This window comes from Lachnospira sp. CLA-JM-H23, assembly GCF_040096425.1.
Taxonomy (GTDB): domain Bacteria; phylum Bacillota; class Clostridia; order Lachnospirales; family Lachnospiraceae; genus Lachnospira; species Lachnospira rogosae.
The window spans coordinates 110,708-124,124 of sequence record NZ_JBBMET010000004.1 but is presented as its reverse complement, the minus strand read 5'-3'; the positions used below and the strand labels follow the sequence as shown (position 1 = coordinate 124,124).

11 protein-coding genes are annotated in these 13,417 nt (G+C 35.7%); 10 read left to right on the top strand and 1 reads right to left on the bottom strand.

Going from position 1 to position 13,417, the window contains the following annotated elements:
* The first annotated feature begins 201 nt into the window (after positions 1 to 201).
* The 9 genes from WMO42_RS06650 (at position 202) to WMO42_RS06610 (ending at position 9,760) form a co-directional block, all read left to right on the top strand.
* Positions 202 to 411: a FeoA family protein gene (locus WMO42_RS06650; protein WP_022502308.1), complete on the top strand. Its 210-nt coding sequence runs from the start codon at positions 202 to 204 to the stop codon at positions 409 to 411.
* 63 nt (positions 412 to 474) lie between these two features.
* The gene (locus WMO42_RS06645; protein WP_022502307.1) at positions 475 to 693 is read left to right on the top strand and encodes a ferrous iron transport protein A; all 219 of its coding nucleotides are present in this window, start codon (positions 475 to 477) and stop codon (positions 691 to 693) included.
* A gap of 104 nt (positions 694 to 797) precedes the next feature.
* On the top strand, positions 798 to 3,284 hold the full coding sequence (locus WMO42_RS06640; RefSeq protein ID WP_349191832.1) for a ferrous iron transporter B: 2,487 nt from the start codon (positions 798 to 800) through the stop codon (positions 3,282 to 3,284).
* A gap of 123 nt (positions 3,285 to 3,407) precedes the next feature.
* On the top strand, positions 3,408 to 3,539 hold the full coding sequence (locus tag WMO42_RS06635; RefSeq protein ID WP_349191830.1) for a FeoB-associated Cys-rich membrane protein: 132 nt from the start codon (positions 3,408 to 3,410) through the stop codon (positions 3,537 to 3,539).
* 14 nt (positions 3,540 to 3,553) lie between these two features.
* Positions 3,554 to 4,015 (top strand): transcriptional repressor, encoded by a 462-nt coding sequence (locus WMO42_RS06630; protein ID WP_055176222.1) that lies wholly within the window; start codon positions 3,554 to 3,556, stop codon positions 4,013 to 4,015.
* 142 nt (positions 4,016 to 4,157) lie between these two features.
* A complete protein-coding gene (locus WMO42_RS06625) occupies positions 4,158 to 4,469 on the top strand; it encodes a DUF6110 family protein (protein ID WP_055176219.1) in 312 nt (103 codons plus the stop codon).
* Positions 4,470 to 4,502: 33 nt separating this feature from the next.
* Positions 4,503 to 6,593, top strand: a complete 2,091-nt coding sequence (locus WMO42_RS06620) for a heavy metal translocating P-type ATPase (protein ID WP_349191828.1) — start codon at positions 4,503 to 4,505, stop codon at positions 6,591 to 6,593.
* Between the two features lie 157 nt (positions 6,594 to 6,750).
* On the top strand, positions 6,751 to 7,449 hold the full coding sequence (locus WMO42_RS06615; protein ID WP_055176214.1) for an ABC transporter ATP-binding protein: 699 nt from the start codon (positions 6,751 to 6,753) through the stop codon (positions 7,447 to 7,449).
* Positions 7,450 to 7,477: 28 nt separating this feature from the next.
* Positions 7,478 to 9,760 carry an FtsX-like permease family protein gene (locus tag WMO42_RS06610; RefSeq protein WP_090140061.1) on the top strand — a complete coding sequence of 761 codons (2,283 nt, stop codon included), beginning with the start codon at positions 7,478 to 7,480 and terminating at the stop codon, positions 9,758 to 9,760.
* A gap of 223 nt (positions 9,761 to 9,983) precedes the next feature.
* On the opposite strand, the gene asnB is transcribed toward WMO42_RS06610, so the two are convergent.
* Positions 9,984 to 11,825, bottom strand: coding sequence for an asparagine synthase (glutamine-hydrolyzing) (gene asnB / locus WMO42_RS06605; RefSeq protein ID WP_055306732.1), 1,842 nt, complete (start codon positions 11,823 to 11,825; stop codon positions 9,984 to 9,986).
* A gap of 320 nt (positions 11,826 to 12,145) precedes the next feature.
* Between asnB and WMO42_RS06600 the strand changes: the two genes are divergently transcribed.
* On the top strand, positions 12,146 to 13,354 hold the full coding sequence (locus tag WMO42_RS06600) for an NADP-dependent isocitrate dehydrogenase (protein ID WP_022502298.1): 1,209 nt from the start codon (positions 12,146 to 12,148) through the stop codon (positions 13,352 to 13,354).
* Positions 13,355 to 13,417 lie beyond the last annotated feature (63 nt).

Genomic DNA, 13,417 nt, shown 5'->3' with positions numbered 1-13,417 from the left:
CTTCCCAATATAATATTAATAAGTGAGTAATGACCGCATACATATTAATTTTACTGTATATGTATGCGGTTATTATGTGAAAATTAATAATATGAAAATTTTCTTAAAATGGTAATTGACATCTAATAAGTGTTAGTATATACTAACACAGTAGCAAATGAAAAACATTATCAACATAGATACAGATAGGAGTGATAAGTTATGCCATTATCAATGATAGGTGAGGGAGAGACAGCAACAATCACAAGGATTGGTGGAAAAGAAGAGACGAGAAGATTTCTTGAGAATCTAGGCTTTGTAGTTGGAGCTATAGTGACGGTCATTTCTAAGACTGGCGGTAATGTTATAGTTAATATTAAAGAATCACGAGTAGCTATAGGAAGCGATATGGCTTCAAAGATTATGGTATAAAGACTTGAGTTTCAAGCCTCTATATAGATATTTACAATATTTTAATGAGAAGGAGAGATTAAGATGACTTTAAAGGAAGTTGCTGTTGGTCAGACTGTTAAAGTTGCTAAGCTTAATGGTGAAGGTCCGGTTAAGAGAAGGATTATGGACATGGGAATCACTAAAGGCGTAGAAGTCTATGTCAGAAAAGTTGCACCATTGGGAGATCCAATAGAAGTAACAGTACGAGGATATGAGTTATCACTTCGTAAGGCAGATGCAGCTATGATAGAGGTAAATTAATATTTTTTTTACCAAAAGGTTAGCATTAACTAATTATAGCAAGCATAATCTAAATGAAGAAAGTTACAACTAATTATTAACTCATTAAGAAAAGAGGTAAAAGAATGTCAATTAAGATTGCATTAGCAGGTAACCCTAACTGCGGTAAAACAACATTGTTTAATGCTCTTACAGGTTCTAACCAGTTCGTAGGTAACTGGCCAGGTGTTACTGTAGAGAAGAAGGAAGGTAGATTAAAGGGACATAAAGATGTTGCCATTATGGATTTACCAGGTATTTACTCACTTTCTCCATATACATTAGAGGAAGTTGTAGCAAGAAATTATCTTATTAATGAAAGACCAGATGCTATCATCAATATTGTTGATGGTACTAACATTGAAAGAAACTTATATCTTTCAACACAGATTATGGAACTTGGTATTCCGGTAATTATGGCTGTTAATATGATCGACCTTTTAGCTAAGAATGGTATTGAACTTAACATTGCAAAGCTTTCAGAGAAGCTTGGCTGTGAAGTAGTTGAAATATCAGCTCTTAAGGGAACTGGTATTAAGGAAGCGGCAGAAAAGGCTGTAAAGCTTGCTGAGTCTAAGAAGGTTAATAAGCTTGCACATAAATTCAGTGATGAAGTTGAATCTGTTATCGAAGCAGTTGAAGATAAGATTGGTCTTGATGTAGTAGAAGAACAGAAGAGATTTTTCGCTATCAAGTTATTAGAGAAAGATGACAAAATCGGACAGCTTATGTCTAGTGTACCTGATGTTACAGCAGAGATTGATAAACTTGAGAAAGATTTTGATGATGATACAGAAAGTATTATTACTAATGAAAGATATACATACATTTCATCAATTATTGGAGAGTGTGTAAAGAAGGCTCATTCTAAGGATAAGCTTACAACATCTGATAAGATTGATAAAATTGTAACTAACAGAATATTAGCACTTCCTATATTCGCAGTAGTTATGTTCTTAGTATATTACATTGCAATGGTAACAGTTGGTACAGCAGCTACAGACTGGGCTAACGATGGTTTATTTGGTGATGGTTTCCACCTTTTCGGTATCGGTACTTCAGCTTATGAAGAAGTAGCTGACGAATATGGCGACTCAGATGAAATCATTGCAGCATATGTAGAAAGCCTTGGTTCTAAGGGCGAAGCAATAGCAGATGCTATTGATACAGAAGCAGAAGACTATGACTCAGAAGCTGCTGTTAAGGCTCTTACAACTCTTAAGTCTATGGTTAAGTCATCAGATTCAGTTGATTATACTGTAGAAGATGATGAAACACTTGCAACAGAAGATTTCACAGCAGATGCTGATGATATTAAAGAAGCTATTAACCTCGCTATCGAATATGATGGTACAGCTCCAGATCCGGCAAATTATGGCATATGGGTTCCTGGTATCCCAGTTCTTATTGGTGACGGACTCGATGCAATCGGTTGTGCAGATTGGTTAAATGGTCTTATCCTTGATGGTATTGTAGCCGGTGTTGGTGCTGTACTTGGTTTCGTTCCTCAGATGTTAGTATTATTCTTATTACTTGCTATCTTAGAGGCTTGCGGATATATGGCACGTATCGCATTCATTATGGATAGAATCTTTAGAAGATTCGGTCTTTCAGGTAAGTCATTCATACCTATCCTTATTGGTACAGGTTGTGGTGTTCCAGGTATTATGGCTTCCCGTACAATCGAGAACGAAAGAGACCGTCGTATGACAATTATGACAACAACATTTATACCTTGTGGTGCTAAGACACCATTCATCGCTATGATTGCAGGTGCTATCTTCGGTGGTTCACCTTGGGTTGCAACATCAGCTTACTTCATCGGTATGGCAGCAATTATCGTATCAGGTATTATTTTAAAGAAGACAAAGTTATTCAGCGGAGATCCAGCACCATTCGTTATGGAACTTCCTGCATATCATATTCCAACAGTTGGCAACGTACTTAGAAGTATGTGGGAGCGTGGCTGGTCATTCATCAAGAAGGCTGGTACAATTATCCTTCTTTCTACAATCGTTGTATGGTTCACAACATATTTTGGATTTGCTGATGACGGATTCAGAATGTTAGCAGAAGATGAAATTGATATGAGTATTTTAGCTAAGATTGGTAATGCAATCGGCTGGATATTCACTCCACTTGGATGGGGTAACTGGCAGGCAGCCGTTGCTTCAATCACAGGACTTGTAGCTAAGGAAAATATCGTTGGTACTATGGGTATCCTTTATGGTGGTGGAGATGTATCTCCATATGCAGCACTTGCACTTGCATTTACTAAGTTAGCAGGTTTCTCATTCCTTACATTCAACCTTCTCTGTGCTCCTTGTTTCGCAGCAATCGGTGCTATTAAGAGAGAGATGAACAGTGCTAAATGGACTTGGATAGCAATTGGTTACCAGTGTGGATTTGCATATGTAGTATCACTTTGCATCTACAATATTGGAAGCCTTATCGCTGATGGTGTATTCAGTATCTGGACAGTTGTAGCATTTGTATTAGTAGCTGGTTTCCTTTATCTTTTATTCAGACCAACAAAGGAAGCGGAAGAATACAAGAAAGCAGCAGCTAACTAAGATTACTTCCTAATCATAATTATATAAGTGTTCAATCCGTCACTAAGTGGCGGATTGGATATATATTTTATTCATCAGATATAGCAGCAGATGTTAGAGTTGGTGTAAGAATGGAGGACTAATATGGGTACAGTAATCGTATTGGTGGTATTGGTGGTAATTGTAGCCGCTATTATGTATACAATGGTTAAAGGCAAGAAGAATGGCAAACACTCCTGCGGTGGAGATTGTGGTCATTGTGGAGGCTGCCACTAGGATAGGAGGCATTAATGCAGAAATACTATTCATGTGATAAAAATGCTTCTGAAGTAGTTGGCTATGAAAGAAGCGAAATGCAGAAGGACATAATTCTGCAAAGATTAAGAAACAGGGGATGCAGAATAACTAAACAGAGAATGATGCTTTTAGACATTATTCTTAATGAAGAATGTTCGTGCTGCAAAGAAATATATTATAAGGCATCAAAGCTTGATCCTAATATTGGAACAGCTACAGTATACCGTATGATTAATACACTTGAGGAGATTGGTGCTATTAACAGAAGAAATATGTATCGTGTATCATGTGGAAGCGAATGTAATATGAACAACACATACACAGTTGAGTTTGACGATAATTCAGTAATCAATCTGTCAGCCAGCAAATGGAACCAGATAGTGCAGAAGGGTTTAACAGCTTGTGGTTACATAGACAGTAAGACAGTTAAGAGTATAACAGGAGGGCCATTATAATAATGCCCCTCCTGTTTTTGATAAAGTTTCTCAATTAATAAAAAATATGTGGTAAAACTAAAAAGTATGGTATAAGATAATACCTAAACAAAAATCAAAGTCAATTACGTCAGGCAGATGTTAATTGGGAATGGAGGATAAGATGAAAAACGTATTTAAGAAAATCGATGGAGTTAAGACAGGAATATTTGCAGCAGGTGTACTTTTTGGTACAGCAGGAATTAAGATATTATCAAGCCAGGATGCTAAGAAGGTATACACGAACTGTACAGCAGCAGTTCTTCGTGCTAAGAAGTGTGTAATGAAGACAGCAACAACAATTCAGGAGAATGCTGGTGATATCTATGCGGAGGCTAAGGCTATCAACGATGAGAGAGAAGCAGCAGAAGAAGTTGTAGATGATACAGTAGAATTAAACGAAGTATCAGAAGAAACAGAAAGCACAGAGCAGTAATAATATGCTGGGATAAGTGCTAAGAGGCAGAATATGAAATTTTATATTAAACACAGTATGACAGGACGTTTAAGAGTTCATATGGATATGAAGCATATGAGTTTTAAACAGGCAGATATATTAGAGTATTATATTAAAAATATAGAAACAGTGACTTCTGCCAAAGTATATGAAAAGACTTGTGATGCTGTTATAGAATTTAAAGGTGATAAAACAAAGATTATTAATGAACTTAAGCATTTTACATATTCACAGGTGGCAGTTCCTGAAGATGTGCTTAATAGTTCAGGAAGAGAGATGAATTCTTATTATCAGGACAAGCTGGTTAATAAGGTATTCTTAAGAGCAGCAAGTAAGCTGTTCCTCCCTATATCTGTAAGAAATGTTGTAACAACTGTAAAGTCGGTTAAATATATTGGTAGCGGTGTTAAGACATTGCTTAAAGGAAAGATGGAAGTACCTGTGCTTGATGCGACAGCAATTGGTGTTTCTATATTAAGAAATGATTTCAATACCGCAGGTTCTGTTATGTTCCTTCTTGGAATAGGTGAGATTATTGAAGAATGGACACATAAGAAGTCTGTAGGAGATCTGGCAAGGACTATGTCACTTAATGTAAGCAAGGTATGGCTTAAGACAGCCGATACAGAGGTATTAGTCCCTGTTAATGAGATTAAAAATGGTGATGAGATTATAGTTCATGTAAGTAATGTCATTCCATTTGATGGAGTTGTAGTTACCGGTGAAGCTATGGTTAATCAGGCTTCACTGACCGGTGAAGCAGTGCCGGTAAGCAAGAATACAGGAAGCGCTGTATTTGCAGGAACAGTTATTGAGGAAGGTGAACTTACAATAAAGGTTAAGCAGAGCGGCGGTAACAGTAAGTATGACAAGATTGTCAAGATGATTGAGGAATCAGAGAAGCTTAAGTCTGGTCTTGAGAGTAAGGCAGAGCATCTTGCTGATTCGTTAGTTCCATACACATTAGGTGGAACAGCACTTACATATCTTCTTACAAGAAATGTAACAAAGGCATTATCAATACTTATGGTTGACTTCTCATGTGCGCTTAAGCTTGCAATGCCAATAACAGTATTGTCAGCTATAAGACAGGCTGGACAGAATGATATTACAGTAAAGGGCGGTAAGTTCTTAGAGGCAGTAGCTGATGCAGATACTATCGTATTTGATAAGACAGGAACACTTACTAAGGCTGCACCTACAGTAAAGTATGTGTATTCATTTAATGGTGACAGTGAAGATGAGCTTTTAAGAATGGCTGCCTGTATGGAAGAACATTTTCCACATTCTATGGCAAAGGCAGTTGTTGATGCAGCAGCTAAGAAGAACTTACGCCACGAAGAAATGCATACAAAGGTTGAGTATATAGTTGCACATGGTATATCAACTACTATAAATAATAAGAAGACTATAATAGGAAGCTATCATTTTGTATTTGAAGATGAAGGCTGTACTGTGCCTGAAGGCAGACAGGAAATGTTTGATAATCTTCCAGAAGAATATTCACACCTTTATCTTGCAATTGAGGATAAGCTTGCGGCGGTTATATGTATAGAAGACCCTGTAAGACCAGAGGCTAAGGAGGTAATTAGTTCACTTAAAGAGCTTGGAATATCTAAGGTTGTAATGATGACAGGAGATAGTGAACGTACAGCTAAGGCAATCGCAGGCAAGGTTGGCGTAGATGAATATTATTCAGAAGTACTCCCAGAAGATAAGGCTTCATTTGTTGAGAAGGAAAAAGCTGCCGGACGTAAGGTTATAATGATTGGTGATGGTATTAACGATTCACCAGCATTGTCAGCGGCAGATGTTGGTATTGCAATAAGTGATGGTGCTCAGATAGCAAGAGAGATTGCGGATATTACAGTAAGTGCGGACGATTTAGGACAGATTGTATATCTTAAAGATTTAAGTAACAATCTTATAAGGAAGATTAACCGCAATTACAGAACTATAGTTTCCTTTAATTCAGGATTTATAGCACTTGGTGTATTAGGTGTAATACAGCCGACTACATCAGCATTATTACATAATACATCAACACTCTTTATCAGTATGAATAGTATGAAGAATATAACTTTAGCTGAGGAGCATAAGTAATAATCTTATAAATTACTAAAAATATAAAAAAGGAACACACTAATTGATATATTTTATCATTTGGCGTGTTCCTTTTTTGCGTTATTGATATTATAATACCAATAAAGGTTAGGTTAGACTAACCTAATTATATTAAATATGAAGGAGAGAAAATTATATGTTTCTTACTGTAAAAGATTTAAAAAAATCATATGGCAGTACTTCTAATAAAGTAGAAGTTCTTAAGGGAATTAATTTTGAAGTGGAAAAAGGGGAAATATGCGTACTGCTTGGACCATCTGGTTCGGGAAAATCAACACTTCTTAATATAATAGGTGGAATTGATGATGCTGATTTGGGATATGTAAGCATTGATAGTGAAAAGACTAAAGATATGAAAGAAAAAGAGCTTACAAGATACAGAAGAAAGCACCTTGGTTATGTATTCCAGATGTATAATCTTATACCTAACCTTAATGTTAAGGAGAATATCGAGGTTGGTGCTTATCTTAGCGATTCACCGCTTGATATTAACGAACTGCTTAATACATTAGGGCTGTATGAGCACAGGCATAAGCTTCCTAACCAGTTATCTGGCGGACAACAGCAAAGAACTGCAATAGGCAGGGCTATTGTTAAAAATCCCGACATATTATTATGTGATGAGCCAACAGGAGCACTTGATTACCACACATCTAAGGAAATCTTAAAGCTTATTGAAGATGTCAACAAGAAATACGGCAACACAGTCATAATGGTTACACATAATGATGCTATCCAGAATATGGCTGACAGGGTTATCAAGTTAAGAGATGGACAGATAAGAGATAATATAGTTAATAACAGTAAGGTATCTGCCGCTGACCTTGAATGGTAGATTAAATATTATATAATGGGAGTTAGATATGAAAAATCCTTTAATTAAACGATTGCCAAGAGAATTTACTGGTGAAATTGCAAAATATATAGTCATATTTATATTTATGACAGCTGTTATAGGGCTTATAAGTGGTTTTCTTATAGCTGATGGAAGCGTGCTTGATACATATAATAAGAGTTTTGATAAATATAATGTAGAAGATGGTAATTTTGAATTGTATTCCAAGGCCGATGATAAGCTGATTGACAGGCTGGAAGAAGAAAATGTTACTATATATGAGAACTTCTATAAAGAAGAAACTTTAAAAGTACACAATAATGAGAAGTTAAGAGAAGACGACCAGAGCACAATACGTTTCTATATTAATAGAGATGATATTGATAAAGTTGATGTTATGGAAGGCAGACTCGCAGAGGATATTAACGAGATTGCATTGGATAGAATGTATTCTGTCAATAATAATATTAAAATCGGCGACATAATTAATGTTGGCACAAGGGCACTTAAAGTAACAGGTTATGTTGCATTATCTGATTACAGCTGTCTTTTCTCGAACAACTCAGATACAATGTTTGACTCTTTAAAATTCGGTGTTGGTGTAGTGTCAGAGAGCTGTTTTGATATGTATGATGATACACATATTCATTATGTATATTCGTGGAAATATGATAATAAGCCTGCAGACGATATAGAAGAAAAAGAGATGGCAGATGATTTTATGAAAGTAATATCTAATAATGCTATACTTACTAATTATATTCCAGGATATCTTAATCAGGCGATACATTTTACCGGTGATGATATGGGAAGCGACAAGGCTATGATGATAGTTCTTTTATATGTTGTTATAGCTATTATGGCATTTGTATTTGCAGTTACAACTAATAATACAATATTCAAAGAAGCTAATGTTATTGGTACTTTAAGAGCTTCGGGATATACAAGGGGAGAGCTGTTGTTACATTATATTCTTCTACCGATTATTGTTACATTAGCAGGTGCACTTGTCGGTAACATATTAGGATATACATGGTTTAAGGATATATTTGTAGATACATATTATCAGAGTTATTCGCTTACAACTTATACAACACTTTGGAATGGTGAAGCATTTGTATTAACAACAGTTGTTCCATTTATAATAATGGTAGTGATAAATGTATTGCTCATAGGTTACAGGCTTCGTCTTTCACCACTTAAGTTCTTAAGAAAGGACTTGGCTGTAAGACAGAAGAAGAAAGCTGTGCATTTGCCAGGATTCAAGTTCTTTAACAGATTTCGTTTAAGAATAATTATACAGAATATGCCAAATTACATTACATTATTTGTGGGTATATTATTTGCCAATATACTCCTTCTGTTCGGTATTATGATGACCCCGCTTCTTGACCATTACCAGAATGAGATACAGGACAAACTTATAGCTAAACATCAGTATGTATTGAAAGTTCCGGTCGAGGTGGATAATGAGGCCGCAGAGAAATACTGTGTCAGGACACTTTCAACACTTGAGGGACGTTTAAAGAGTGAAGATGTATTGATATACGGAATTGCTGATGACAGCGAATATGTTGACATTAACAGTAGTGAACTTAAAGATGGTGAAGTGTATGTGTCACACGGCTATGCTGAAAAGTTCAAGATTAATAAGGGTGATAAGATAACGCTCAAAGAGAAATATGAGGACAAGGAATATACATTTACAGTTAAGGATATGTATGATTATCCATCAGCATTTGCAGTATTTATGGATGAAGGATATTTTAAAAATCTATTCGACAAAGAGGATGATTACTATTCAGGCTACTTATCATCAGAGAAGCTTGATATTGATGAGAAATATATTGCAACAGAGATTACACTTGATGATTTAACTAAGGTTTCAAGACAGCTTGACCGTTCTATGGGAGAAGTATTTGGAATTATTAAAGTCTTTGCAGTTGTATTATTTGCAGTATTAATGTTCTTGTTAACTAAGCTTATTGTTGAGAAGAATTCAACATCAATCTCTATGGTTAAGATATTAGGTTATTCCAACAGTGAGATAAGCAGGCTGTATGTCACCTCAACAACAATAGTGGTTGTCATATCAGTTGTTATCAATATTGCATTATCAGTTGTAATTATGAATAGCCTGTTCAGGGTATTTATGGAGAAAATGTCCGGTTGGATTTCCTGCTACTATGCACCATATCTGTTCGTAGTTATGTTCGTGCTGAATATCGGTGTGTATGCTCTGATTTCAGTATTTATGATGTATAAGATAAAGAAGATACCTATGGATGAAGCATTAAAGAATGTAGAGTAATAAAAAAGCTGTCCTGTTTAATGAATTGGATAAAGTGAGCAGATATAATTAGCTCATATTAATCTAATCATTAAACAGGACATTTTTTTATTTATAATTAAGATGTTTTCTTTTGATTTTCTTTAAAATACTGAATTTCTTGAAATTTTTTATATTTAATTCTTGAAATTTCTCTCAAATCCTGAATTTCAGAAAAATTACAGTTATAACCGCAGTCTTGTAGTTAAGCCGCATATTCTGAGTCACCAAAGAAGTCATTGTACCATACAAGGAACATATATACTGTCCAGATTTTTCTTGAATTATCTGCCTTGCCTTCTTTATGTTCATCAAGATACTTAACAAGCTCATCTGTGTTGAAGTACTTGTTAGCAGCTTCGCTTGTGAAAGCTTTTTTAATCATATTGTAATATTTCTCGTCCTTTAACCATATTCTGATTGGCACTGGGAAACCAAGCTTCTTCTTCTCAGCAACCATATCAGGAAGATATTGGTTAGCAGCTTTACGCATAGCGTATTTAGTATTAGATTTATTAACTTTGTACTTAGTTGGGAGAGTTCTTGCTACATTGAATACTTCCTTATCAAGGAAAGGAACTCTTACTTCAAGGCTGTGTGCCATACTCATCTTATCAGCCTTAAGAAGAATATCACCGATAAGCCAGAAGTTAATATCTATATACTGCATTTTAGTTACATCATCTTTATCTTTAACTTTGTCATAAAATGGCTTAGTAAGTTCTTTATGGTTATACTTTCCAGTAGGGTTCTTTAATATCTTGGCACGTTCTTTTTCGTTGAACATAAATGCGTTACCGATAAAGCGTTCTTCAATATCCTTGCTTCCTCTTATAAGGAAATTCTTGCCCTTGAACTTAAATGGAACAGCCTGTGCAGCATTGGCAAGACACTTGCGGAGTCCCTTTGGAAGCTTTCTATAGCCTGCTGTATCAAGAGGTTCTTTGTAAATGTTATATCCGCCAAAGAACTCATCAGCACCCTCGCCTGACATTGAAACCTTAACATACTTAGAAGCAGTCTGGCTTACAAAGTAAAGGGCAATAGCAGCAGGGTCAGCTAAAGGCTCGTCCATATGATACTGGATTTTAGGGATAGCTGCCCAGTATTCTTCACTTGATACAAGCTTAGAATAATTGTCTATCTGGATTTTCTCAGATAAGGCTTTAGCGTAATCTATCTCGTTATATTTTTCGTAGTCAAATCCAACTGTAAATGTCTTGTCACCATTAAATGTAGCGGCAACATAGCTTGAGTCAACACCGCTTGAAAGGAATGAACCAACCTCAACATCACTAATCTTGTGGTGTTCAACTGAGTCGTGCATAGCATCGTCAATCTCTTTGACGAATTCATCTAAAGACTTGCTCTCATCAGCTTCAAATGTAGGCTCCCAGTATCTTTTTATGTTGATTTCTCCATTATGGAAAGTAAAGCAGTGACCTGGCATAAGCTTGTATACGCCCTTAAAGAATGTTTCAGGAAGCACTGAATACTGGAATGTGAGGTAATTTTCAAGAGCAACATCATTAACTTCCTTCTTATATGCAGGGTGTGCCAATATGCTCTTAATCTCAGAACCATATATAATGTTGCCGTCAACTACAGTGTAGTAGAAAGGCTTAATTCCAAAGAAATCCCTTGCACCAAAGAGAGTTTCCTTCTCACTGTCCCATATAACAAATGCAAACATACCACGAAGCTTATTTAACATATCTTCACCGTATTCTTCATAAGCGTGAATAAGAACTTCTGTATCAGAGTTGTTCGCAAATATATGCCCCTTTTCAATAAGGTCTTTTCTTAAATCCTGATAATTATATATCTCACCATTAAATGTGATAACAATCTTTTTATTTTCGTTGAACATAGGCTGGCTTCCGTTATCAAGGTCGATGATTGAAAGTCTTCTAAAGCCCATATAAGCCTTGTCGTCTATATACTGACCGGCACTGTCAGGTCCTCTGTGGATGATTTTATTCATCATATCAGTAAGTACATCCTTACCATTTTCAAGGTATCCTGTAAATCCAGCAAATCCGCACATATTACAAAACCGTCCTTTCTTAAATGTGATTTATTACTATAATCCTTTAAAATACAGGCACAATAAAACCTGCATATTAATAATGTTTACACGAATATTACAACATATACGGCAGTATTTAGAATAACAGCCACCGTAAATGGCAAACCCTATGTAAATCAATTATGTAATTATAGCAAACTGGGATATTTAATACAAGATAATTGTTATGGCAAAACAGGCATTTACAAAGTAATAAAAATATTTTATAATTGTAGGCAAATTTTAATAATAGCTTGGATATAGTTCCAATATTAAATGCACAATATGGAGGATTAGTAATGGAAAAGATTAAGATGACAACACCACTCGTTGAGATGGATGGAGATGAGATGACAAGAGTATTGTGGAAGCTTATTAAGGAAGAACTGCTTTTACCTTATGTAGACCTTAATACAGAGTATTATGATCTTGGACTCGTCCATCGTAATGAAACTAATGATCAGGTTACTGTTGACTCAGCAGAAGCAACTAAGAAATATGGTGTTGCTGTCAAGTGTGCTACAATCACTCCTAATGCAGCAAGAGTTAAGGAATATGACCTTAAGGAAATGTATAAAAGCCCTAATGGAACAATCAGAGCAATATTAGATGGTACTGTATTCAGAGCACCTATTATTGTTAAGGGTGTTGAGCCATATGTTAAGACTTGGAAAAAGCCTATCACAATAGCAAGACACGCTTATGGTGATGTATACAAGGCATCAGAGATGAAGATTCCAGCAGCTGGCAAGGCAGAGCTTGTATACACAGATGAGCAGGGTAACGAATCAAGAGAGCTTATTCATAACTTTAAGGGGGCAGGAATTATTCAGGGTATGCATAACCTTAACGATTCTATTGAGAATTTTGCAAGAAGCTGCTTTAATTTTGCACTTGAAACTAAGCAGGATCTCTGGTTTGCAACTAAGGATACAATCTCTAAGAAGTACGATCATACATTTAAGGATATATTCCAGGATATATATGATAAGGATTATGCTGATAAGTTCAAGGAAGCAGGAATTGAGTATTTCTATACATTAATAGATGATGCAGTTGCAAGAGTTATCCGTTCAGAAGGTGGATATATCTGGGCATGCAAGAACTATGATGGTGACGTTATGTCAGATATGGTTGCAACAGCATTTGGTTCATTATCAATGATGACATCAGTTCTGGTATCTCCACAGGGATATTATGAATATGAGGCTGCTCATGGAACAGTTCAAAGACATTATTACAAGCACCTTAAGGGAGAAGAAACATCTACTAACCCTATTGCTACTATATTTGCATGGACAGGAGCTTTAAGAAAGAGAGGAGAACTCGACTCACTTCCAGAACTTTCAAAGTTCGCAGATACACTTGAAAAGGCTTGCATCAAGACAGTAGAAGATGGTAAGATGACTAAGGATTTAGCACTTATTACTACATTAGGTAATCCTGTAACACTTAATACACAAGGTTTTATTAAGGCAGTTAAGGAGACACTTGAAAGTCTTTTATAATTGTGCCAATAAAGGGTATTATTATATAGGATATTATATATAGAAGTGTTGGATTTCACTTGT